The organism is Pseudomonas sp. 22189 (assembly GCF_052045635.1).
In the GTDB taxonomy this organism is placed as follows: domain Bacteria; phylum Pseudomonadota; class Gammaproteobacteria; order Pseudomonadales; family Pseudomonadaceae; genus Aquipseudomonas; species Aquipseudomonas parakoreensis.
Window position 1 is genome coordinate 19,552 of the sequence record NZ_JBQEPG010000006.1, and the last position, 24,493, is coordinate 44,044.

Sequence of the window (24,493 nt, forward strand, 5' to 3'; positions counted from 1 at the left end):
TAATTGACGGTCCTCAAGCAGAAACAAGCCGTGGCACTTAGGCCGCGTCAGGCTTATTCAGCGAGATCCTGCTCCTCAATGGTCTGAGTGTGGTTGGTGAATACACAGATGTCGCCGGCGATGCCGAGGGCGGTTTCGACGATCTCACGGGCCGACAGGTCGGTCTTTTTCAGCAGCGCGCTGGCCGCAGCTTGCGCGTAGGCGCCGCCGGAACCCATGGCGATCAGGCCGTCTTCGGGTTCGACCACGTCACCGTTACCGGTGATGATCAGCGAGGCGTCCTTGTTGGCGACCGCGAGCATGGCTTCGAGGCGGCTCAGGGAGCGGTCGGTGCGCCATTCTTTGGCGAGTTCGACAGCGGCGCGGATCAGGTGGCCCTGGTGTTTCTCGAGCTGCCCTTCGAAGCGTTCGAACAGGGTAAAGGCGTCGGCGGTGGCACCGGCGAAACCGGCGATGACCTGGCCGTGGTACAGGCGACGAACTTTCTTCGCGTTGCCTTTCATCACGGTATTGCCGAGAGAAACCTGGCCGTCGCCGCCCATGACGACTTTGCCGTGGCGGCGGACTGAAACGATGGTGGTCAAGGGAAGAGTCTCCACGCAGCGGGGCGAAAATGCCTTATGCCCATTCATATGGGGGTGCTGGATAGGATTTCAACCACAGCGCGGGAGAGGGGACGAGCGGTGATGGAGGGGGATGCAAATCCCTGTGGCGAGGGAGCTTGCTCCCGCTCGGCTGCGCAGCAGTCGTAAAACCTGCAACCCCGGTCTGTCTGATGCACCGGATTCACAGGGTTTGGGGGCGCTTCGCACCCCAGCGGGAGCAAGCTCCCTCGCCACAAAGTCCGCCGAACGATTACGTTCGGCGAGAGGTCAGCGGCTCTGGCGTTGTTGTAACAACAGGTTGCTGAAACCGCTGCCGGCCAGTTGTTTCTGTGCGGTGGTCAGTTGCTCGCGATTGCTGAACGGGCCGACCAATACGCGGTACCAGGTTTCATCCTTCACCGTGCCCGACTCAACCGAAACAGCCTGGCCCAGCAGAATGATCTGCGCCCGCACCTTGTCCGCGTCCGCCTCTTTGCGGAACGAGCCGGCCTGGAGGAAGAACTTGGTCACCGGCGCCGCTTTCGCCACCGGCGGCGCTGGCGGCGGGGTAATACCTGACAGCGCAGCCTGCGCCCGCGCGGTGTCGATCTTCGCCGCTTCCGCCGGGGTGACCGGCGTGGTCGGCACTTGTGGCGTCGGCAAGGTTTTCTCCGGCACGGCATCCGGCGGCACGATCACTTCCGATTCCGGCAGCAGGGTGTAGAAGTCGTACTTCGGCTTCACCGGTTGCGTCGGGCTCGGCGGGGTCTTGTTGGCCTCGGCGATCTTCGACGCTTTCTGCTGCTGCGCCTGCTCGACTTTCTCGCGCTTGACCGTGTCGCTGCCCTTGCCCGGCTCCAGTTTCATCAGGAATACGATGAACGCACCGACCGTCAGGCCGATGGCCATCCACAGCCAGCCCGGAATCGGTTGCTTTGCAGGAGCTTGGTAACGGCTGGCGCCACGCTTGGGTGCAGGTTTTTTCTTGGCAGCCAACTTACATGCGCTCCAGAGTTTCCAGGCCCAGCAGTTCCAGGCCTTGCTTGAGAGTACGACCGGTCAGCGCGGCCAGGCGCAGACGGCTCTGCATCTGGGCCGGCGTCTCGGCGGCGAGGATCGGGCAGTTCTCGTAGAAGCTGGAGAACAGACCGGCGACGTCATACAGATAAGTGCAGAGGATGTGCGGCGTGCCTTTTTCCGCGACGTTGTTCAGCACTTCGCCGAACTGCGCCAGTTTCGCCGCCAGCTCGTGTTCGTGCTCGGCTTCGAGAACGATCTGGCCGTCGACTTCGCTGAAGTCCTTGCCCAGTTTGCGGAACACGCCAGCCACGCGAGTGTAGGCGTACAGCAGATACGGTGCGGTGTTGCCTTCGAAATTCAGCATCAGGTCGAAGTTGAAGCTGTAGTCGCTGGTGCGGTGCTTGGACAGGTCGGCGTATTTCACCGCACCGATGCCGACGACCTTGGCGATGTTGCGCAGTTCGTCTTCGGCCAGCTCCGGGTTTTTCTCTTTGACCAGGTTGTAGGCACGTTCCTGGGCTTCGGTCAGCAAATCGATCAGCTTCACGGTGCCGCCATCACGGGTCTTGAACGGACGGCCATCGGCGCCATTCATGGTGCCGAAGCCCATGTGCTCCATTTCCATCGGATGGGTCACGAAACCGGCCTTGCGCGCCACGGCGAACACTTGCTGGAAGTGCAGGGCCTGACGCTGGTCGACGAAGTACAGCGCGCGGTCGGCTTTCAGTTTGCCAGAACGGTAGCGCACGGCTGCCAGGTCAGTGGTGGCGTACAGGTAACCGCCATCGGCCTTGACGATGATTACCGGCAGCGGATCGCCGTCGGCGTTCTTGAACTCGTCGAGGAACACGCACTGGGCGCCGTTGCTCTCGACCAGCATGCCCGCGGCTTTCAGGTCGTTGACCACGTTGATCAGGTCGTCGTTGTAGGCGCTTTCGCCCATCACGTCGGCCATGGTCAGTTTGACGTTGAGCAGTTCGTAGATCTTCTGGCAGTGCGACAGCGAGATGTCCTTGAACTTGGTCCACAGCGCCAGGCACTCGGCATCGCCGGCCTGCAGCTTGACCACCAGGCCACGGGCGCGGTCGGCGAACTCTTCGGACTCGTCGAAACGCTGTTTGGCGGCGCGGTAGAAGTTTTCCAGATCGGACAGCTCGTCGCTGGTGATCGGGTTTTCCTGCAAGTAAGCCATCAACATGCCGAACTGGGTGCCCCAGTCGCCCACGTGGTTCTGACGGATCACTTCGTCGCCGAGGAACTCGAGAACACGGGCCACGCCGTCGCCGATGATCGTCGAGCGCAGGTGGCCGACGTGCATCTCTTTGGCCAGGTTCGGTGCCGACAGGTCGACCACAGTGCGCTGCACCGGACCGGCCTTGCGCACGCCAACGTGAGCATCGGCCAGCGCGGCGTCGAGGCGCGAGGCCAGAGCCTGGGTGTTCTGGAAGAAGTTGATGAAGCCGGGGCCGGCGATTTCGGCCTTGGTGACGTTGTCGTCGGCCGGCAGCGCAGCAATGATTTTCTCCGCCAGATCGCGCGGCTTCATGCCCGCAGGCTTCGCCAGCATCATGGCGATGTTGCTGGCGAAGTCGCCGTGGGTCTTGTCACGGGCGTTCTCCACCTGAATCGCCGGCGACAGGCCTTCAGGCAACACACCTTCGTTGACGAGTTGGGTGAGGGCTTGTTGGATCAGCTGGCGAATGGTGTCTTTCATGGTCTTCTCTTTCGACCGCAAGCGCGGCGGCGCATCGATGCGCGGGTGGAAAAACTGGGCATTATCCGTTGCGAAGACGGGCTTGCCAACCTTAGCAGGCAGGATGTGGATATGTGGTGACATTAAAAGCAAAAGATCGCAGCCTGCGGCAGCTCCTACAGGGGAACACGCTCGATTCTGTAGGAGCTGCCGCAGGCTGCGATCTTTTGATCTGCTAGTACAAATCCACCGGATCGACATCCAGCGACCAGCGCACGGCCCGCCCGCTCGGCATCTGCTCCAACTCCAGCAACCAGCTGGCGAGCAATCGATGCAGCGGTGCCCGCGCTGCCGCCTGCACCAACAGCTGCGCCCGATAGCGACCGGCTCGGCGCTCCATCGGCGCCGGCACCGGCCCTAGCAGTTCGATCCCGCCCAGCTTCTGCTCGGCCAGCAAACGCTCGGCGGCGCTGCATGCCTCATCGAGGAAACCTTCGGCCTGCCCCGGTTTGTGCGCTTCGGCACGCAACAGGGCCAAGTGTGAAAACGGCGGCAGTCCCGCAGCGCGGCGCTCGCTCAGCGCCTGTTCGGCAAAGGCGAAGTAGCCCTGCTCGGTCAATTGCACCAATAAAGGATGGTCGGCCAGGTGGGTCTGGATGATCACCTTGCCCGGCTCTTCCGCCCGACCGGCGCGCCCGGCCACCTGCACGATCAACTGCGCCATACGCTCGCTGGCGCGGAAGTCGCCGGAGAACAGCCCGCCGTCGGCATCCAGAATCGACACCAGCGTAACTCGGGGGAAGTGATGCCCCTTGGCCAACATTTGCGTGCCGACCAGAATGCACGGCTGTCCCTTCTGAATCGTCGCGAACAACTGATTCATCGCGTCCTTGCGCGAGGTGCTGTCGCGGTCGACGCGCAGCACCGGGTAATCCGGGAACAGAATCGCCAGGCGTTCTTCGGCGCGTTCGGTGCCGGCGCCCACCGGGCGCAGATCAACTTTATTGCACTTGGGGCATTGGCGCGGCGTGCGCTCGACGTTGCCACAGTGGTGGCAGCGCAGTTCGCCGTAGCGTTGGTGCACGGTCATTCGCGCGTCGCAGCGCGAGCACTCGGACATCCAGCCGCAATCGTGGCACAGCAACGTCGGCGCAAAGCCGCGCCGGTTGAGAAACACCAGCACCTGCTGGCCGGCCGCGAGGGTCTGGCCAATGGCTTGTTGCATCGGCCCGGAAATGCCGCTGTCCAGCGGACGGCTTTTCACGTCCAGCCGCAGGAAACGTGGTTGCCTGGCGCCGCCGGCCCGCTCGTTGAGGCGCAGCAGGCCATAACGACCGGTGTAGGCGTTGTGCAGGCTTTCCAGCGACGGCGTGGCGGAGCCGAGGACGATCGGGATGTTTTCCTGTCTCGCGCGCACCAGCGCCAGATCCCGGGCGTGGTAGCGCAGGCCTTCCTGCTGTTTATAGGAGCCGTCGTGCTCTTCGTCGATGATGATCAGCCCCGGGTTCTTCATCGGGGTGAACAGCGCCGAGCGCGTGCCGATAATAATGTCGGCCTCGCCGTCGCGCGCGGCGAGCCAGGCGTCGAGGCGCTCGCGGTCGTTGACCGCCGAATGCAGCAGGGCGATGCGTGCGTTGAAGCGCTGCTCGAAACGCGCCAGGGTCTGTGGGCCGAGATTGATTTCGGGAATCAGCACCAGCGCCTGCTTGCCGGCTTCGAGGGTTTCGCGGATCAGTTGCAAATAGACTTCGGTCTTGCCGCTGCCGGTGACGCCCGCCAGCAGAAACGCGTGATAACTGTCGAACCCGGCGCGGATCGCCTCGTAAGCGGCGCGTTGTTCGGTGTTGAGTGGCAACTCCGGCTGGGCCAGCCAGTGTTCATGGCGCACGCCGGGCGCATGCCGGCGGATTTCCACTTGCACCAGGCCCTTGGCCAGCAGCAGGTCGAGGCTGTCCTTGCTCAGCATCAGCTTGCTCAATAACTGATGAGCCACACCGTGCGGGTGCTGTGCCAGCGTCGCCAGCGCTTCCCGTTGCCGTGGCGCACGGGCGATGCGCGGATCATCAAGGCTGGCGCCGGGCGCGACGGACCAGAAGCGCTCCTGACGGGTCTCCGCCAGTTCGCCCTGACGCAGCAGCACCGGCAGCGCCCAGCTCAAGGTGTCGCCCAGGCTGTGCTGGTAATACTGCGACGTCCACAGGCACAGCTTGAACAGTGCGGGTGGCAACGGCGGTTCGACATCGAGCAGGGCCAGCGCCGGTTTGAGTTTCTCCAGCGGCACGTCGCTGGTGTCGGCCACCTCGACCAGAATCCCAATCATCTCCCGTCGCCCGAATGGCACCCGCAAGCGCATGCCCGGTTGCAACTGGGCGCGCTGCACCCCGGCCGGGGCCCGATAGTCGAACAGGCGGCGCAGGGGCGAAGGCAGGGCGAGGCGCAGAATGGCGTCGGGCACGCGGGGGGATCTCGATCAGCAGGCGATTAAAAGGACTGCGTACATAACCTGTGGGAGCGAGCCTGCTCGCGAAAGCGGTGTGTCAGGCGGCTGATAGGCTGGCTGATAGATCGTCTTCGCGAGCAGGCTCGCTCCCACAGGGACAGCGCAATGGGCCGGGAGCCTAGCAGACGGTCGGTCTCAGGGACAGCTTGCGCGATTGACATTGTCTGGTAGAATCCGCGGCCTAATTACGTGCGGTATTCAACAATAGTGTTGGGTGGCGGCACGCTAGCCTGAGGAATACACCATGAAAGCTGATATCCACCCGGATTACCCAGTAGTTGCTGTTACCTGCAGCTGCGGCAACAAGTTCGAAACCCGTTCGACCTTCGGCAAAGCCCTGGCGATCGACGTTTGCAACGAGTGCCACCCGTTCTACACCGGTAAGCAGAAGACTCTGGACACCGGTGGTCGCGTTCAGAAGTTCGCCGACCGTTTCGGTGCCTTCGGCGCCAAGAAGTAAGATTGGTCATCCTGGAAAGCCTCTACGGTTTTTCAAGGCTGATGAAAAAGGCGTCCCTTGTGGGCGCCTTTTTTGTGTCCGCGATTTGGCTGTCCGGCGCCCAGGCCTTCTGCACCGCGCCCAAAGGGCTGAGCAGTGTTGCGGTACAGCGCGTGGTCGACGGCGACACCTTGCGCCTGAGCGATGGACGCAGCGTGCGGATGATCGGTCTCAACACGCCGGAACTGGGCAAGCAGGGCCGCAGTGATGAGCCCTTCGCCGTGGCGGCGCGCAAGCGTCTTGAAGCACTGGTGGCGGACAGCGGCGGTCGGGTCGGTTTGCTGCCGGGCAAGCAGGCCAAAGACCGTTACGGTCGCACCCTCGCGCATGTCTACAGTTCAAGTGGGGCCAATCTTGAAGCGCAAATGCTTGCCGACGGCCTGGGTTTTCAAGTGGCGGTGGCACCGAATGTCGACCTGGTTGCCTGTCAGCAAGCCGCCGAACAGCGTGCACGAACCGCCGGGCGCGGGGTCTGGCGCCAGTCGCCTGTACTGAAAGCGGAGCATATCCGCGCTTCGGGGTTCGCCGTGGTCAGTGGGCGTGTGAGCAAGGTTCAGCGCAATCGTGGCGGAATCTGGATCGAGTTGCAGGGCTCGGTTGTACTGCGCGTTGCGCCCAATCTGCTCGGACAATTCGACAATACCCGGTTGCAGTCGCTCAAAGGCAGGCAGGTCGAGGCTCGCGGCTGGGTCGTTGACCGTTCACGGCGTGGCGGGTTGAAACCGGGTCAGCCGCGTTGGCTGCTGCCGTTGACCGATCCATCGATGCTGCAAAGTGTGCGCTGAAGAAAAATTGTAGACATTTTTTATGTCGATTGTGAACAGTCCAGCCCTTGTGCGCCGTGGCTCTTGGCCCAAAGTCGTAGGACAGGGCGCTTGACAGGGGTGACCGCTCAGTCTTGTGGGGACTTTGCGAGGCGCGTATCCTCGCTGACCAGTCTGTCCAACAGTAAAAAGCGGAATGCCAAAATGTCTGATCTGAAAACTGCCGCTCTCGAATATCATGCCAATCCTCGTCCAGGGAAGCTGAGTGTCGAGCTCACCAAGGCCACCGTTACCGCCCGCGACCTGTCGCTGGCCTACAGCCCCGGCGTAGCTGAACCAGTGCGTGAGATCGCCAGCAAACCTGAACTGGCCTACAAATACACCGGCAAGGGCAACCTGGTTGCAGTCATTTCCGATGGCACCGCGATTCTGGGGCTGGGTAACCTCGGCCCACTGGCTTCCAAGCCGGTAATGGAAGGTAAAGGCGTACTGTTCAAGCGCTTCGCCGGCATCGACGTGTTCGACATCGAAGTCGACTCCGAAAGCCCGCAGGCCTTCATCGACACCGTAAAACGCATCTCCATCACCTTCGGTGGCATCAACCTGGAAGACATCAAGGCACCTGAGTGCTTTGAGATCGAGCGCGCTCTGATCGAGCAGTGCGACATTCCGGTATTCCACGATGACCAGCACGGCACCGCGATCGTGACCGCTGCGGGCATGATCAACGCCCTGGAAATCGCCGGCAAAACCCTGCCGGAAGCCAAGATCGTCTGCCTCGGCGCCGGCGCTGCGGCCATCTCCTGCATGAAGTTGCTGGTGAGCATGGGCGCAAAAATCGAAAATATCTTCATGGTTGACCGTACCGGTGTGATCCACTCCGGCCGTGACGACCTGAACCAGTACAAAGCGGTATTCGCTCACACCACCGACAAGCGCAGCCTGGCTGATGCTCTGCAAGGCGCTGACGTGTTCGTCGGTCTGTCCGGCCCGAACCTGCTGAGCGCTGAAGGCCTGCTGTCGATGGCGGCCAACCCGATTGTCTTCGCCTGCTCGAACCCTGATCCGGAAATCTCCCCGGAACTGGCGCACGCCACCCGCAGCGACGTGATCATGGCCACCGGTCGTTCCGACTACCCGAACCAGGTCAACAACGTACTGGGCTTCCCGTTCATCTTCCGTGGTGCCCTGGACGTTCGCGCCAAGCGCATCAACGAAGAAATGAAAGTGGCTGCGGCCAACGCCCTGCGCGAACTGGCCAAACTGCCAGTGCCACAGGACGTGTGCGACGCCTACGGTGGTGCGCCGCTGGAATTCGGCCGTGAGTACATCATTCCGAAGCCAATGGACAAGCGCCTGATCACCCTGATCTCCGACGCTGTGGCGAAAGCTGCGATCGAGACCGGTGTGGCGACCCTGCCGTATCCGAAGAACTACCCGCTGAAAAGCGTGGATGACGTGTTCAACGGCTAAGCCGTTGTAGCGCTCCAACGAAAGCCCCGGCTTGTGAGAGTCGGGGCTTTTTGTTTGGCAGATCAAAAGATCGCAGCCCGCGGCAGCTCCTACAGTTGGCCTTGGTGGCCGCCGATTTCGCGGATCGGCGCCGATTCTGTAGGAGCTGCCGCAGGCTGCGATCTTTTGATCTTGCTTTGAAGCACAAAAAAGCCCCGCGCTTCTCACGAAGGCGGGGCTTTTTGCTTGGGCTGGATCAGAACAGATCGATCGGCGCCTGCTCATCCGCTGGCAGCGGGCTGCCCGGTACGGCACCGTTGCCCAGCTCATTCACCGAGGGCGGCGTGTCTTCGGACTTGAACAGCTCGAAGTAGGCGCCCGGCGTGCTTGGCGTTGCCGCACGACCGCTGACCGGATCCACCCGCAGGCTGAGAATGCCTTCCGGCTCAGGCTGTACGTGCGGCGGCTTGTCCTTGAGCGCGGCAGACATATAGTTCATCCAGATCGGCAGCGCCACGGTGCCGCCGAACTCGCGGCGGCCGAGGCTTTCCGGCTGGTCGAAGCCGGTCCACACGGTGGTCACGTAATCGGCGTTGTAACCGGAGAACCACGCATCCTTCGATTCGTTGGTGGTACCGGTCTTGCCGGCGATGTCGCTGCGGCCCATGGCCAGCGCGCGGCGACCGGTGCCGAGCTTGATCACGTCCTGCAGCATGCTGTTGAGGATGTACGTGGTGCGGCCATCGACGATTCGCTCAGCCACCGCAGGCACTTGTGGCGCAGCCGCAGCGCCCGGGGCTTCGCCCGGAACCGCAGCGGTGTTGACGGTAATCGGCTGAGGCGTCGGCGCTGCGATGCCATCGGTCGCCGAGCCGCCCTGTGGCACGGTCGGCGGGTTGGCGACGAACAGCGTGTCGCCGTTGCGGCTTTCGATCTTGTCGATGATGTACGGGGTGATCTTGTAGCCGCCGTTGGCGAAGGTGCTCCAGCCGGTAGCGATCTCCATCGGGGTCAGGGTCGCGGTACCCAGCGCCAGCGACAGGTTCGGCGGCAGGTCCTGCTTGTTGAAACCGAAGCGGGTGATGTAGTCGATGGTCTTGCCGACACCCATCGCCTGCAACAGGCGGATCGACACCAGGTTACGCGACTTGTACAGCGCTTCGCGCAGACGGATCGGGCCAAGGAAGGTGTTGGTGTCATTCTTCGGCCGCCAGACTTTGTCCAGGTACTCGTCGACGAACACGATCGGGGCGTCGTTGACCAGGGTCGCGGCGGTGTAACCGCTGTCCAGCGCAGCGCTGTAGACGAACGGCTTGAAGCTCGAACCCGGCTGACGCTTGGCCTGCAGGGCGCGGTTGTAGTTGCTCTGTTCGAAGGCGAAACCACCGACCAGCGAGCGAATCGCGCCGTTCTGTGGATCCAGCGACACCAGCGCGCCTTGCGCCTGCGGGATCTGGCTGAACTTCAGCGAGTTGTTCGGCTGGCGCTGCACGCGAATCAGGTCGCCGACCTGCGCCACGTCCGACGGCTGGCGCGGTGCGGCGCCCATGCTGTTGGTATTGAGGAACGGGCGTGCCCATTTCATGGTGTCCCAGGCGACGTGCTCTTCGCCGGTACGGGTCAGCACCTGCAAGCCATTCTTGTCGACCTGGGTGACGATGGCCGGCTCCAGGCTGCTGATGGTGCGCTGCTTGGTCAGTTCGGTGGCCCACGCTTCGTGGGTCTTGCCCGGCAGGCGCGACTCGGGGCCACGGTAACCGTGACGCTGGTCGTAGGTCATCAGGCCTTCGTGCAACGCGGTGTTGGCCATTTCCTGCAGGTTGCTCGGCACGGTGGTGGTGACGCGGAAACCTTCTGTGTAGGCGTCGCTGCCATAGCGGCCGACCATTTCCGCACGGGCCATTTCGGCGATGTACGGTGCGTTCACTTCCGGGGTCGGTACGTGATAGCTGGCGTTCAGCGGCTCGTTGATCGCGGCGGTGTAGTCGGCCTCGGAAATTTTTCCAAGCTTGTACATGCGGCCGAGGATCCAGTCGCGGCGTTCTTTGCTGCGCGCCGGGTTGGCCAGCGGGTTGAAGCGCGACGGGGCTTTTGGCAGGCCGGCGATCATCGCCATCTGCGCCAGGCTGACGTCGCGGATCGACTTGCCGTAATACACCTGCGCCGCCGCCTCGATGCCATAGGCGCGGTTACCCAGATAAATCTTGTTCACGTACAGCTCAAGGATCTCGTCCTTGGTCAGCTGTCGCTCGATTTGCAGGGCCAGAAGAATCTCAGTGGTTTTGCGCGAGAAGCTGCGTTCGCTGGTCAGGAAGAAGTTCTTCGCCACCTGCATGGTGATGGTGCTGCCGCCGGACTGGATGTGGCCGCTTTTGACCAGTTGGGTCGCGGCACGCATCAGGCTGCTCGGATCGACGCCATAGTGGTTGGCGAAATTGTCGTCTTCAGCACTTAGTAACGCATTAATGAAATTGGGTGGAATGTCGGCGAAACGGATCGGAGTACGGCGCATTTCGCCAAATTCTGCGATCAACTTGTTGTCGCTGCTGTAGACCCGCAGCGGAATCTGCAACTGAATGCTTCTCAGCGCCTCCACAGACGGCAAACCCGGACTAAGGTAAAGAAACGCGCCGCTGAGACCTAAAAGCAGTCCGCAGAAAACGGCGACGATGGACCAACCGAAAAATTTCAGCAGACGAATCAAGGCTTTTAAGCATCCAGGGCAAAGAATGAAGGTGGCGACAGGGTTCCGGTAACACACAGAACGGCCCGCGCCGGCAGTAAAAAGCGGAAAAAAACGCTGGGCATTATAAGCACTTTTCTGCTGGGGGCGTCATTTGCGCTTCTGTCAAGGCGTGATGAAGGAACGCAAGACGTATTACAGAGTCCGTAACTCACGGAAAGTCATAGGGAATTGGTAGTGCTGGGACTCTTCAATAAAAAGACCGATACGTTACTGGGGATCGACATCAGCTCCACTTCGGTGAAGCTGCTGGAACTCAGCCGTCAGGGCGACCGCTACCGTGTCGAGGCCTACGCGGTGGAGCCGCTGCCGCCCAACGCGGTAGTCGAAAAGAACATCGCCGAGCTTGAAGGCGTGGGCAATGCCTTGTCCCGTGTACTGGTCAAGGCGCGCACCGGGCTCAAAAGCGTGGCGGTGGCGGTGGCCGGTTCAGCGGTGATTACCAAGATCATCGAGATGGATGCCGGGCTGACCGATGACGAACTGGAAAACCAGCTCAAGATCGAGGCCGATCAATACATCCCCTATCCGCTGGACGAGGTCGCCATCGATTTCGAGGTCCAGGGTGTGTCGCCACGCAACCCGGAGCGGGTCAACGTGCTGCTGGCCGCCTGTCGCAAGGAGAATGTCGAAGTTCGCGAGGCAGCGCTGGCGCTGGCCGGGCTGACTGCGCGCGTGGTCGACGTCGAGGCCTACGCGCTGGAGCGCTCGTTCGGCCTGCTCGCCACTCAATTGGCCGCCTCGCAGGAGCGCCTGACTGTCGCCGTGGTGGACATCGGCGCCACCATGACCACCCTCAGCGTCCTGCACAACGGCCGAATCATTTATACCCGCGAGCAACTGTTCGGTGGCCGGCAACTGACCGAGGAAATCCAGCGCCGCTACGGTCTGACCGTCGAGCAGGCCGGACTGGCGAAAAAGCAGGGCGGTCTGCCGGATGACTATGTCAGCGAGGTGTTGCAGCCATTCCGTGACGCCCTGGTGCAGCAGGTCTCGCGCTCATTGCAGTTCTTTTTCGCCTCCGGGCAGTACCATTCGGTCGATCACATTCTGCTGGCCGGCGGCACAGCCTCGGTACCGGGGCTGGATCGCCTGATCGAGCAGCGTCTGGGCACCCCGACCCAGGTCGCCAACCCGTTTTCCGACATGGCCTTGAGCAGCAAGGTCAACGCCGGGGCCCTGGCCAGTGACGCGCCGGCCCTGATGATCGCCTGCGGGCTCGCGCTCAGGAGTTTCGACTGATGGCGCGGATCAACCTTCTCCCCTGGCGTGAAGAACGCCGCGAAGAGCGGCGCAAGCGTTTCCTGCTGATTCTCATCGGGGTCTTCGTCGGCTCGGTGGGCGCGGTATTTATCGCCGATCAGATCTTCAGTACCGCCATCGAGCGGCAGGCCGAGCGCAATGCCTACATCGGCAAACAGATTGCCGTGGTCGACGAACGAATCAAGCAAATCAGCGAACTCAAGGCGCGGCGCCAGCAACTGGTCGAGCGCATGCGCATCATCCAGGACTTGCAGGGCAACCGGCAGATCAGCGGGCGGATCTTCGACCAACTGGCGCGCACGCTGCCGGACGGGGTGTATTTCACCAGCGTGAAACTGGCCGGCAAGACGCTGTCGATCAGCGGCGCGGCGGAGTCGAACAATCGCGTTTCGGAGCTGATGCGCAATCTGGACGCCTCAGACTGGTTCGACGCGCCGAGTCTCAATGAAGTGAAAGCGACGACTGCCGGTCAGGTGGACCAGGCCAACGTCTTTCAGCTGACCGTTCGTCAGACCCAGCCGGCTGTGACGGAGGGCGACAAATGAAACCGTCCGAATGGCTGCAAAGTCTGCGCAATATCGACTTCAACGATCTGGACACCAGCAATATCGGCTCCTGGCCGGCCGCGGTGAAAAGCATCGCGGGAGTGTTCCTGGCGGTGCTGGTGCTGGCGCTTGGCTACAACTTTTTCATCAGCGACATGGAAAACCAGCTGGAAGCCAGGCGTCAGGAAGAAGACACCTTGAAAGAGCAATTCGCCAGCAAGGCGCGCATGGCCGCCAACCTGGAGTTGTATACCCAGCAGATGAAGGAGATGGAAAACACTTTTGGCGTGCTCCTGCGGCAGTTGCCCAGCGACACCGAAGTCCCGGGATTGCTCGAAGACATCACCCGCACCGGGCTGGGCAGCGGCCTCGAATTCGAAGAGATCAAACTGCTGCCGGAAGTGACTCAGCCGTTCTACATCGAGTTGCCGATCCAGATCACCGTCACCGGGGCTTACCACGACCTTGCGACGTTCGTCAGTGGGGTTGCCGGGTTGCCACGGATCGTCACCTTGCACGATTTCGAACTGGCACCTGCCAGCCCCGACGGCGGGACGAAGCTGCGCATGAACATCCTCGCCAAGACTTACCGCTACAACGACAAGGGGTTGGACAAATGACCCCGTTTCGTTTTTTCGCCCTGTCAGTGCTGTTGTTCGGCCTCAGTGGTTGCGGCAGCAGTGACGAGTTCAGTGACCTCGACGCATACATGAACGAAGTACGTTTGCGGCCGGCCGGCCGTATCGAGCCGACGCCGACGTTTCATTCCTATCCCACGTTCACCTACAGCGCGGCCAACCTGCGCAGCCCGTTCTCGCGTCAGGTGCGAGTCGATCTGGCCGGGCACCAGCGCGGCTCGCGCAACGCCAAACCCGACCCCAACCGGGTCAAGCAATACCTCGAAGGTTTCAACATCGAGCAGTTTGAAATGGTCGGCACGATCTCCAATGCCTCCGGCTCCTTTGCGCTGCTGCGCGGAGCGGGCGGGGTGCATCGGTTGAAAGTCGGCGACTACCTGGGGCGCAACGATGGGCGCATCGTCGCTATCAGCGCCACTCAGGTCGATGTGGTCGAGATCGTGCCCGACGGCGAAGGCGCCTGGCTGGAACGCCCGCGCACCATTCCTTTGAAAGAGCACTCATAGTGGAAGTCGAACAATGAACAGGATTTTCTCCACCCTCGGTTTTTCGCTATGGATAGCGCTGCTTTCACCGATGGTTCAGGCGGCCAGTCTCAAGGCGCTGGATGTCGCGGCGTTACCGGGTGACCGTGTCGAGTTGAAGCTGGCCTTTGATAGCCCGCCACCGCAACCCAAGGGCTACACCACCGAATCGCCGGCGCGGATCGCCCTGGACCTGCCGGGTGTCGCCAGCCAACTGACGAACAAGACCCGCGAACTGGGCAGCGGCAACGCCCGCAGTGCGACAGTGGTCGAAGCCAGCGACCGCACGCGTCTGATCATCAACCTGACGCAACTGACGCCGTATACCTCACGGGTCGAGGGCAACAATCTGTTCGTGGTGGTCGGGCAGGGCGCCAAGCCTGCTGCGCCAAAGCCTGCCGCTGCTGCGCCGCGACCGGTTGCGGCTCCGGCGAAGGCTTACACCCCTGTCGCCAAAACCATTCGTGGCGTCGATTTCCAGCGCGGTACTGCAGGGGAGGGGAACGTGGTCATCGACCTTTCCGACCCGAGCATCGCCCCGGACATCCAGGAGCATGACGGAAAGATCATTCTCAGCTTTGCCCGCACCCAGTTGCCCGACAGGCTGCGAGTACGCCTCGACGTCAAGGACTTCGCCACCCCGGTGCAGTTCGTCAATGCCACCGCCACTGGCGATCGCGCGGTCATCACCGTCGAGCCCAGCGGCACGTTCGACTATTCCACCTACCAGACCGACAACAAGCTGACCGTCAGCATCCGCCCGATGACCGTCGATGATCTGCAAAAGCGCAATGCCGACCGCAACAGCTACAGCGGCGAAAAGCTTTCGCTGAATTTCCAGGACATCGACGTGCGCTCGGTGCTGCAACTGATCGCCGATTTCACCAACCTCAATCTGGTGGCCAGCGATACGGTGCAGGGCGGGATCACCTTGCGTCTGCAAAACGTGCCATGGGATCAGGCGCTGGATCTGGTGCTGAAGACCAAAGGTCTGGACAAGCGCAAGATCGGCAACGTGTTGCTGGTGGCGCCGGCCGACGAAATTGCCGCCCGCGAGCGCCAGGAGCTGGAGTCGCAAAAACAGATCGCCGAACTGGCGCCGCTGCGTCGCGAGCTGCTGCAAGTGAACTACGCCAAAGCGGCGGACATTGCCAAGCTGTTCCAGTCGGTGACCAGCGCCGAAGCGAAAATCGATGAGCGCGGCTCAATCACGGTCGATGAACGGACCAACAACATCATTGCCTACCAGACCCAGGATCGCCTCGACGAACTGCGGCGGATCGTGGCGCAGCTGGATATCCCGGTGCGTCAGGTGATGATCGAAGCGCGGATCGTCGAAGCCAACGTCGATTACGACAAGAGCCTGGGCGTACGCTGGGGCGGTTCGATCCAGAACAAGGGCAACTGGAACACCTCCGGCGTCAGTAACGGCACCTCGACCACCATCGGCACACCGGGCAGTACCAGCACCAACTCGCCGTTCGTCGACATGGGCACGGTCGGTAACACATCCGGGATCGGCATCGCCTTCATCACCGACAATGTGCTGCTCGATCTTGAGCTGACCGCCATGGAAAAGACCGGCAATGGTGAAATCGTCTCCCAGCCGAAAGTGGTCACCTCCGACAAGGAGACCGCGAAGATCCTCAAAGGCACCGAAATTCCGTACCAGGAAGCCAGCTCCAGCGGGGCGACGTCAGTGTCGTTCAAGGAGGCTTCGCTGTCGCTGGAAGTGACGCCGCAGATCACCCCCGATAACCGCATCATCATGGAGGTCAAGGTTACCAAGGACGAGCCGGACTACCTGAACAAGGTGCAGGATGTGCCGCCGATCAAGAAGAACGAAGTCAACGCCAAAGTGCTGGTAAACGACGGCGAGACCATCGTGATTGGGGGCGTTTTCTCAAATACTCAAAGCAAGGTCGTAGATAAGGTGCCATTTCTTGGCGATGTGCCGTATCTTGGCCGCCTTTTCCGGCGTGATGTGGTTTCGGAGAAAAAATCCGAGCTGCTGGTATTTCTCACTCCGCGTATCATGAATAACCAGGCGATTGCTGTGAGTCGTTGATTCTGTGCGAAATTTGATTCTTGTAGGACCGATGGGCGCTGGAAAAAGCACCATCGGCCGGTTGCTGGCCAAAGAGCTGCGCCTGCCGTTCAAAGATTCCGACAAGGAAATTGAACTGCGCACGGGCGCCAATATCCCGTGGATCTTCGACAAGGAAGGCGAGCCCGGCTTTCGTGACCGTGAGCAGGCGATGATCGCCGAGCTGTGCGCGTTCGACGGTGTGGTGCTGGCGACCGGCGGCGGCGCGGTGATGCGCGATGCCAACCGCAAGGCCCTGCACGCGGGCGGGCGGGTGGTGTATCTGCACGCCTCCGTCGAGCAGCAGGTCGGGCGTACCTCGCGCGATCGCAATCGTCCTTTGCTGCGCACCGCCGATCCGGCGAAAACCCTGCGTGACTTGCTGGAGCTCCGCGATCCGCTCTATCGAGAGATCGCCGATCTGGTGGTGGAAACCGACGAACGGCCACCGCGCATGGTGGTGCTCGACATTCTCGACCGTCTGGCACAGTTGCCACCCCGTTAAAGCGCCGCCGGAAATGCGCTATCCTCGGCGTCCTGTCACCGCCGTCGAGGTTGTGGCGGATGGCGTGCGAGCGGCGTCACATCAGCTAAAGGTCGCAGACAACCAATAATTCAAGGCAGGACGCCTGCTTCCATCTTCACTGTGGGGACACATGCAGACACTCAAGGTCGATCTAGGCGAGCGCAGCTACCCGATTCATATTGGCGAAGGTTTGTTGGATCAGCCCGAGTTGCTGGCGCCGCATATCCACGGGCGGCAGGTGGCAATCATCTCCAACGAGACCGTTGCGCCGCTCTATCTCGAACGTCTGACCCGCAGTCTTGCGCCGTTCTCGGTGATTTCCGTGGTGTTGCCGGACGGCGAAGCCTTCAAGAACTGGGAAACCCTGCAACTGATCTTCGACGGCCTGCTGACCGCCCGTCACGACCGTCGCACCACGATCATCGCCCTCGGCGGCGGGGTCATCGGTGACATGGCCGGTTTTGCTGCCGCCTGCTATCAGCGCGGCGTGGATTTCATCCAGATTCCTACCACGCTGTTGTCCCAGGTCGATTCGTCGGTGGGCGGCAAGACCGGTATCAACCATCCTTTGGGCAAGAACATGGTTGGCGCGTTCTATCAGCCGAACGTCGTGCTGATCGATACCGCATCGCTGAAAACCCTGCCAGCGCGTGAGTTGTCGGCCGGTCTGGCCGAAGTCATCAAATACGGGCTGATCTGCGACGAGCCGTTCCTGAGCTGGCTTGAAGAAAACATCGACGCCCTGCGCGCACTGGATCAGAAGGCCCTGACCTACGCCATCGAGCGTTCCTGCGCGGCCAAGGCTGCGGTGGTCGGTGCCGATGAGAAGGAAACCGGCGTGCGTGCCACGCTCAACCTCGGCCACACCTTCGGCCACGCCATCGAGACCCACATGGGCTATGGTGTCTGGTTGCATGGTGAGGCGGTCGCCGCTGGCACCGTGATGGCGCTGGACATGTCCGCGCGCCTGGGCTGGATCAGCGAGCAGGAACGTGACCGCGGCATTCGTCTGTTCCAGCGTGCCGGTCTGCCGGTGATCCCGCCGGAAGAAATGACCGAAGCCGATTTTCTCGAACACATGGCAATTGATAAAAAAGTGATCGACGGTCGTCTGCGCCTGGTGCTGCTGCGCCGGATGGGCGAAGCGGTGGTGACCGCCGATTATCCGAAAGAGGTTCTACAGGCCACGCTGGGAGCGGATTACCGCGCTCTGGCTCAGCTTAAAGGTTAATAAGATTCCGATGACTAGTTTGCATGCCGACGAGGCGTTCCTCGGCCATTTCCAGTTAAGTCACGACCCTTTCGCGCCGCGGGTGCCGGGCTTCAAATTCTTCCCGGCCCAGCGCAAGCCGGTGCTGGGGCAACTGCACCATCTGGCGCGTTACAGCCAGTTGCTGCTGGTGGTCACTGGCCCGCAAGGCAGCGGCAAGACTCTGCTGCGCCAGGCGCTGGTAGCCAGCACCAACAAGCAATCGGTGCAAAGCGTTGTGGTTTCGGCCCGTGGAGCGGGCGATGCCGCCGGGGTGCTGCGTCAGGTTGCTCAGGCGCTGGACGTTGGGCAGGCCGAGGTCGGCGCGATTCTGGCGCAAGTGGTGCAGTTGGCGCTGACCGGGCAGGAAGTCTATCTGTTGGTGGATGACGCCGAGCAGCTCGACGAATCCGCGCTCGAAGCGCTGATGGCGCTGGGTGCCGGTGCACCGGAAGGGCGCCCGCACGTGTTCCTGTTCGGTGAGTCGTCGCTGATCGCGCAGCTCGAGGCCTTGCACCTTGAGGAAGAGCGCTTCCACGTCATCGAATTGCAGCCGTACACCGAAGAAGAGACCCGCGAATATCTCGACCAACGGCTCGAAGGTGCGGGCCGGGGTGTCGAACTTTTTACCGCGGATCAGATCTCTGAGATTCACGAAAGCTCGGAGGGTTGGCCTGGCAACATCAACCAGGTCGCTCGCGATGCACTGATCGAAGTCATGATTGCCAGCCGCTCTGCGGTCAAGCGTCCAAGTATGGGGTTCAACATGCCGAAGAAACACGTATTGGCGATTTCCGCCGTCGTTGTGGTCGCGGTCGCCGCCGCCTGGCTGATGCCGGGTCGCAACAAGGCACCAACCACCGGCGCACCTGCCAACGAACAGGCACAACTGCCGTTGGGCCAAGGCGCCAAGGGTGGCGCGCCGAACGTCGAGTTCGCCGGCAATACCCAGCCGATGCCGCTGCCGCTGGTCGGCAATTCGCAGCCGGTAATGCGCGGCCCGTTGGCTGAGGCCGCAGGCGGCATCACCGAAGGTGACGACGGCGTGCCGGTCGAAGGTTCCAGCGCGACGCCGCCAACCGTAACGACTTCCGCACCACCGGCAGGTGTTCCGGCCGGTCCAGCGCCGACGCCAGTGCCTGTTCCGGCGGCCAAGCCGACCCCGGCACCGACTCAGGTCGCCACCGCCAAGCCTGCTCCGGCAGCGCCAGCGGCCAAACCGGCCCCGGCGCCGGCCAAGCCTGTTGCTGCCGCCAAACCGGCCGAGAAGCCGGTTACCGTGGCCAAGGCTGCCGGTGGCAACTGGTACGCCGGTCAGCCGACCAGCAACTATGTGGTGCAGATCTTGGGCACCAGCTCCGAAGCGACCGCGCAAAACTTCGTCAAGGAGCAGGGCGGCGAGTACCGTTATTTCAAGAAAGTCCTCAACGGCAAGCCTCTCTACGTGATCACCTACGGCAACTTCGCCAATCGTGATGCAGCCGTTTCTGCCATCAAGGCCTTGCCAGCGAAGGTTCAGGCTGGTAAACCTTGGCCTCGCACTGTCGCCAGCGTCCAACAGGAACTGGCAACAACTCGCTGAAGATTCGGCGGCCTTACCCAGGCCGCCTCTCCAAGCACCTCAAAATTTCTACAAGTGCGCGCCGTCTCTACAGACCGCGTGCCTTGTGGTGTCTGCGTCACAGTAGTCTTTGAGTCGTTGCAGTCAGAATTAAAAAAGTTTTGACTAGCACAGCAGATCGCTTTAAACCTTTCACAAATGCGACATGAATTTGCGACATTTCGTCGTCAAATTTGTGAGCGTCTGTGTCGCTGTGTACAATGACCACCCTTTTGCCCCCGCAAAGCCGGCGTACGTTCGGCGCGGCAAGCAAGTGGTTGAATTGAAAAGAAATTTGCCTCGTAAAGAGGCAGCCTGGTGAGAAAGTGTCTATGAAAGCAGGTCTGTACCAACCAGATGAATTCAAGGATAACTGCGGTTTCGGCCTGATAGCCCATATGCAGGGCGAGCCCAGTCATACCCTTTTGCAAACGGCCATCGAGGCCCTGACCTGCATGACCCACCGCGGTGGGATTAATGCCGACGGCAAGACCGGTGACGGTTGCGGTCTGCTGATTCAAAAGCCCGATGCCTTCCTGCGGGCGATGGCCCAGGAAAACTTCAGCGTCGAGCTGCCCAAGCAATATGCCGTGGGCATGGTCTTCTTCAACCAGGATCCGGCCAAGGCCGAAGCCGCTCGCGAGAACATGAACCGCGAGATCCTCGCTGAAGGCCTGCAACTGATCGGCTGGCGCAAAGTGCCGATCGACACCAGCGTCCTCGGCCGTCTGGCCCTTGAGCGTCTGCCGCAAATCGAGCAGGTGTACATCGGCGGTGAAGGCCTGAGCGATCAGGACATGGCGGTCAAGCTGTTCAGCGCCCGTCGTCGCTCGTCGGTGGCCAACGCCGCCGACACCGACCACTACATCTGCAGCTTTTCGCACAAGACCATCATCTATAAAGGCCTGATGATGCCGGCTGACCTGGCCGCGTTCTATCCGGACCTCGGCGATCAGCGCCTGCAAACCGCGATCTGCGTGTTCCACCAGCGCTTCTCCACCAACACCCTGCCGAAATGGCCGCTGGCCCAGCCATTCCGCTTCCTCGCGCACAACGGCGAGATCAACACCATTACCGGTAACCGTAACTGGGCACAGGCCCGTCGGACCAAGTTCACCAACGATCTGATGGATCTGGAAGAACTCGGCCCGCTGGTCAACCGTGTCGGTTCCGACTCCTCGAGCATGGACAACATGCTCGAACTGATGGTTACCGGTGGCATCGACCTGTTCCGTGGCGTGCGGATGATCATTCCGCCTGCGTGGCAGAACGTTGAAACCATGGACCCGGATCTGCGTGCGTTCTACGAGTACAACTCGATGCACATGGAACCGTGGGACGGCCCGGCCGGCGTGGTGATGACCGATGGTCGTTACGCGGTGTGCCTGCTCGACCGTAACGGTCTGCGTCCGGCGCGCTGGGTCACCACCACCAACGGTTTCATCACCGTTGCGTCGGAAATCGGCGTCTGGAACTACCAGCCAGAAGACGTGATCGCCAAGGGCCGTGTCGGTCCGGGCCAGATCCTCGCCGTGGACACCGAAACCGGGCAGATCCTCGACACCGACGCGATCGACAACCGTCTGAAGTCACGTCATCCGTACAAGCAATGGCTGCGCAAGAACGCCCTGCGCATCCAGGCGACCATGGAAGACAACGACCACGGTTCGGCGTTCTACGACGTCGATCAGCTCAAGCAATACATGAAGATGTATCAGGTCACGTTCGAAGAGCGTGATCAGGTGCTGCGTCCGCTCGGCGAACAGGGCTACGAAGCCGTGGGTTCGATGGGCGACGACACGCCGATGGCCGTGCTGTCGCAGCGCGTGCGCACGCCATACGACTATTTCCGCCAGCAGTTCGCGCAGGTGACCAACCCGCCGATCGACCCGCTGCGTGAAGCGATCGTGATGTCGCTGGAAATCTGCCTCGGTGCCGAGCGCAACATCTTCCAGGAATCGCCGGAGCACGCCTCGCGCGTGATCCTCAGCTCGCCAGTGATCTCGCCGGCCAAGTGGCGCTCGCTGATGAACCTCGACCGCCCGGGTTTTGAGCGGCAGATCATCGACCTCAACTACGACGAAAGCGTCGGTCTGGAAGCGGCGATCCGCAACGTTGCCGATCAGGCTGAAGAAGCCGTGCGTGCCGGGCGTACCCAGATCGTCCTGAGTGACCGCCATATCGCCCCGGGCAAGCTGCCGATCCACGCTTCGCTGGCCACCGGCGCGGTGCACCACCGCCTGACCGAAAAAGGCCTGCGCTGCGATTCCAACATCCTCGTGGAAACCGCGACCGCCCGCGATCCGCACCACTTCGCGGTGCTGATCGGTTTCGGCGCCTCGGCGGTGTATCCGTTCCTGGCCTACGAAGTGCTGGGCGACCTGATCCGTACCGGTGAAGTGCTGGGCGACCTCTACGAGGTGTTCAAGAACTACCGCAAGGGCATCACCAAAGGCCTGCTGAAGATCCTGTCGAAGATGGGCATCTCGACCATCGCGTCCTATCGCGGTGCACAGCTGTTCGAAGCCATCGGTCTGTCCGAAGAAGTGTGCGAGCTGAGCTTCCGTGGCGTGCCGAGCCGCATCAAGGGTGCGCGTTTCGTCGACATCGAAGCCGAGCAGAAAGCCCTCGCTACCGAAGCCTGGAGTCCGCGCAAGCCGATCCAGCAGGGCGGTCTGCTGAAGTTCGTCCACGGTGGCGAATACCACGCGTACAACCCGGACGTGGTCAACACTTTGCAAGCCGCCGTGCAGCAGGGCGACTATGCCAAGTTCAAGGAATACACCTCGCTGGTGGACAACCGTCCGGTGTCGATGATCCGTGACCTGTTCAAGGTCAAGACCCTCGACAAACCGCTGGACATCAGTGAAGTCGAGCCGCTGGAATCGGTGCTCAAGCGCTTCGACTCCGCCGGTATCTCGCTGGGCGCCCTGTCGCCGGAAGCTCACGAAGCCCTGGCCGAAGCCATGAACCGCCTCGGTGCGCGTTCCAACTCCGGCGAAGGCGGTGAGGACCCAGCACGTTACGGCACCATCAAGAGTTCGAAAATCAAGCAGGTCGCGACCGGCCGTTTCGGGGTGACCCCGGAATACCTGGTCAACGCCGAAGTGCTGCAGATCAAGGTCGCTCAGGGCGCCAAACCGGGCGAGGGCGGGCAACTGCCGGGCGGTAAGGTCAACGGGCTGATCGCCAAGCTGCGTTATGCAGTGCCGGGCGTGACCCTGATTTCGCCACCGCCGCACCACGACATCTACTCGATCGAAGACTTGTCGCAACTGATCTTTGACCTGAAACAGGTCAACCCGAAGGCGCTGGTCTCGGTGAAACTGGTAGCGGAAGCAGGCGTCGGCACCATCGCCGCCGGTGTGGCCAAGGCCTACGCGGACTTGATCACCATCTCCGGCTACGACGGTGGTACCGGTGCTTCGCCGCTGACCTCGATCAAATACGCGGGCGCTCCGTGGGAACTCGGCCTGGCCGAAACCCACCAGACCCTGCGCGGCAACGACCTGCGCGGCAAAGTCCGGGTGCAGACCGACGGTGGCCTGAAAACCGGCCTCGACGTGATCAAGGCCGCGATCCTCGGCGCCGAAAGCTTCGGCTTCGGTACTGCGCCGATGATCGCGCTGGGCTGCAAATACCTGCGTATCTGCCACCTGAACAACTGCGCCACCGGCGTCGCGACCCAGAACGAGAAGCTGCGCAAGGATCACTACATCGGCACCGTCGACATGGTGGTGAACTTCTTCACCTACGTCGCCGAAGAAACCCGTGAGTGGCTGGCCAAACTGGGTGTGCGTTCCCTCGAGGAGCTGATCGGCCGCACCGATCTGCTGGAAGTCCTCGAAGGCCAGACCGCCAAGCAGCATCACCTGGACCTGACCCCCCTGCTGGGCAGCGATCACATCCCGGCGGACAAACCGCAATTCTGCGGCGTTGAGCGCAACCCGCCGTTCGACCAGGGCCTGCTGGCCGAGAAAATGGTCGACATGGCGACTTCGGCGATCAATGACCTCAGCGGCGCCGAGTTCGATCTGGATATCTGCAACTGCGACCGTTCGATCGGTGCGCGGATCTCCGGCGAAATCGCGCGCAAGCACGGCAATCAGGGCATGGCCAATGCGCCGATCACCTTCCGCTTCAAAGGCACGGCCGGTCAGAGCTTCGGCGTGTGGAACGCCGGCGGTCTGAACATGTATCTGGAAGGCGACGCCAACGACTACGTCGGCAAAGGCATGACCGGCGGCAAACTGGTCATCGTGCCGCCGAAGGGCAGCGTCTATCAGACTCAGAACAGCGCCATCATCGGCAACACCTGCCTGTACGGCGCCACCGGCGGCAAGCTGTTCGCCGCTGGTACTGCGGGCGAGCGTTTCGCTGTGCGTAACTCCGGTGCCCACACCGTTGTGGAAGGCACTGGCGATCACTGCTGCGAGTACATGACCGGTGGTTTCGTCTGCGTCCTGGGCAAGACCGGTTACAACTTCGGCTCTGGCATGACCGGTGGTTTCGCCTACGTGCTCGACCAGGACAACACCTTCGTTGACCGGGTCAATCACGAACTGGTGGAAATCCAGCGGATCAGCGGCGAGGCGATGGAAGCCTACCGCAGCCACCTGCAGAACGTGCTGAACGAGTACGTCAAGGAAACCGAGAGCGAGTGGGGTCGTGAACTCGCCGAGAACCTTGATGACTACCTGCGTCGTTTCTGGCTGGTGAAGCCTAAGGCTGCCAACCTGAAATCGTTGCTTTCCAGCACTCGTGCCAACCCGCAGTGATATGCGCCTGAAGAGTTTGATGAGGTTTT

Annotated in this window: 17 protein-coding genes; 12 read left to right on the forward strand and 5 right to left on the reverse strand. The window is 61.7% G+C overall.

The window, feature by feature from the left end:
* Nucleotides 1-53: 53 nt before the first annotated feature.
* The 4 genes from hslV to ACTJKS_RS07850 all read right to left on the reverse strand — a co-directional run bounded on the left by hslV (nucleotide 54) and on the right by ACTJKS_RS07850 (nucleotide 5,752).
* Nucleotides 54-584 (reverse strand): ATP-dependent protease subunit HslV, encoded by a 531-nt coding sequence (hslV, locus tag ACTJKS_RS07835; protein WP_007968352.1) that lies wholly within the window; start codon nucleotides 582-584, stop codon nucleotides 54-56.
* Between the two features lie 288 nt (nucleotides 585-872).
* Nucleotides 873-1,580, reverse strand: a complete 708-nt coding sequence (locus tag ACTJKS_RS07840; protein WP_041074932.1) for an SPOR domain-containing protein — start codon at nucleotides 1,578-1,580, stop codon at nucleotides 873-875.
* A 1-nt stretch (nucleotide 1,581) separates the two neighbouring features.
* Nucleotides 1,582-3,318 (reverse strand): arginine--tRNA ligase, encoded by a 1,737-nt coding sequence (gene argS, locus ACTJKS_RS07845; RefSeq protein WP_108181442.1) that lies wholly within the window; start codon nucleotides 3,316-3,318, stop codon nucleotides 1,582-1,584.
* 214 nt (nucleotides 3,319-3,532) lie between these two features.
* Entirely contained in the window at nucleotides 3,533-5,752 is a 2,220-nt protein-coding gene (locus ACTJKS_RS07850; protein ID WP_198760316.1) for a primosomal protein N', read from the reverse strand.
* Nucleotides 5,753-6,041: 289 nt separating this feature from the next.
* On the opposite strand from ACTJKS_RS07850, the gene rpmE reads away from it, so the two are divergent.
* The 3 genes from rpmE (at nucleotide 6,042) to ACTJKS_RS07865 (ending at nucleotide 8,533) form a co-directional block, all read left to right on the forward strand.
* Nucleotides 6,042-6,257 carry a 50S ribosomal protein L31 gene (rpmE, locus tag ACTJKS_RS07855; RefSeq protein WP_041074926.1) on the forward strand — a complete coding sequence of 72 codons (216 nt, stop codon included), beginning with the start codon at nucleotides 6,042-6,044 and terminating at the stop codon, nucleotides 6,255-6,257.
* 41 nt (nucleotides 6,258-6,298) lie between these two features.
* Complete coding sequence (locus ACTJKS_RS07860) at nucleotides 6,299-7,081, forward strand: thermonuclease family protein (RefSeq protein ID WP_440828813.1); 783 nt, start codon at nucleotides 6,299-6,301, stop codon at nucleotides 7,079-7,081.
* Nucleotides 7,082-7,264: 183 nt separating this feature from the next.
* A complete protein-coding gene (locus tag ACTJKS_RS07865; protein WP_198760314.1) occupies nucleotides 7,265-8,533 on the forward strand; it encodes a malic enzyme-like NAD(P)-binding protein in 1,269 nt (422 codons plus the stop codon).
* Nucleotides 8,534-8,768: 235 nt separating this feature from the next.
* Here ACTJKS_RS07865 and ACTJKS_RS07870 read toward each other — a convergent pair whose 3' ends face one another.
* Complete coding sequence (locus ACTJKS_RS07870; RefSeq protein WP_198760172.1) at nucleotides 8,769-11,216, reverse strand: penicillin-binding protein 1A; 2,448 nt, start codon at nucleotides 11,214-11,216, stop codon at nucleotides 8,769-8,771.
* Nucleotides 11,217-11,432: 216 nt separating this feature from the next.
* Between ACTJKS_RS07870 and ACTJKS_RS07875 the strand changes: the two genes are divergently transcribed.
* From ACTJKS_RS07875 to gltB, 9 genes are all read left to right on the forward strand, one after another.
* Nucleotides 11,433-12,497 carry a pilus assembly protein PilM gene (locus tag ACTJKS_RS07875; protein ID WP_041074920.1) on the forward strand — a complete coding sequence of 355 codons (1,065 nt, stop codon included), beginning with the start codon at nucleotides 11,433-11,435 and terminating at the stop codon, nucleotides 12,495-12,497.
* Entirely contained in the window at nucleotides 12,497-13,063 is a 567-nt protein-coding gene (locus tag ACTJKS_RS07880) for a PilN domain-containing protein (protein ID WP_041074918.1), read from the forward strand. Before ACTJKS_RS07875 ends, ACTJKS_RS07880 begins: the two co-directional genes overlap by 1 nt.
* The gene (pilO, locus tag ACTJKS_RS07885; protein WP_047290892.1) at nucleotides 13,060-13,683 is read left to right on the forward strand and encodes a type 4a pilus biogenesis protein PilO; all 624 of its coding nucleotides are present in this window, start codon (nucleotides 13,060-13,062) and stop codon (nucleotides 13,681-13,683) included. The genes ACTJKS_RS07880 and pilO overlap by 4 nt, the downstream gene beginning before the upstream one ends.
* The gene (locus tag ACTJKS_RS07890; RefSeq protein WP_262947731.1) at nucleotides 13,680-14,207 is read left to right on the forward strand and encodes a pilus assembly protein PilP; all 528 of its coding nucleotides are present in this window, start codon (nucleotides 13,680-13,682) and stop codon (nucleotides 14,205-14,207) included. Before pilO ends, ACTJKS_RS07890 begins: the two co-directional genes overlap by 4 nt.
* A gap of 13 nt (nucleotides 14,208-14,220) precedes the next feature.
* Nucleotides 14,221-16,293, forward strand: coding sequence for a type IV pilus secretin PilQ (gene pilQ / locus ACTJKS_RS07895; RefSeq protein ID WP_262947732.1), 2,073 nt, complete (start codon nucleotides 14,221-14,223; stop codon nucleotides 16,291-16,293).
* 4 nt (nucleotides 16,294-16,297) lie between these two features.
* Nucleotides 16,298-16,816: a shikimate kinase AroK gene (aroK, locus tag ACTJKS_RS07900; protein ID WP_108181448.1), complete on the forward strand. Its 519-nt coding sequence runs from the start codon at nucleotides 16,298-16,300 to the stop codon at nucleotides 16,814-16,816.
* A 151-nt stretch (nucleotides 16,817-16,967) separates the two neighbouring features.
* Complete coding sequence (gene aroB, locus ACTJKS_RS07905) at nucleotides 16,968-18,068, forward strand: 3-dehydroquinate synthase (protein WP_041074910.1); 1,101 nt, start codon at nucleotides 16,968-16,970, stop codon at nucleotides 18,066-18,068.
* Nucleotides 18,069-18,078: 10 nt separating this feature from the next.
* On the forward strand, nucleotides 18,079-19,668 hold the full coding sequence (locus ACTJKS_RS07910) for an AAA family ATPase (RefSeq protein ID WP_262947733.1): 1,590 nt from the start codon (nucleotides 18,079-18,081) through the stop codon (nucleotides 19,666-19,668).
* Between the two features lie 350 nt (nucleotides 19,669-20,018).
* Nucleotides 20,019-24,464 (forward strand): glutamate synthase large subunit, encoded by a 4,446-nt coding sequence (gltB, locus tag ACTJKS_RS07915; RefSeq protein ID WP_108181450.1) that lies wholly within the window; start codon nucleotides 20,019-20,021, stop codon nucleotides 24,462-24,464.
* The last annotated feature ends 29 nt before the right edge of the window (nucleotides 24,465-24,493 follow it).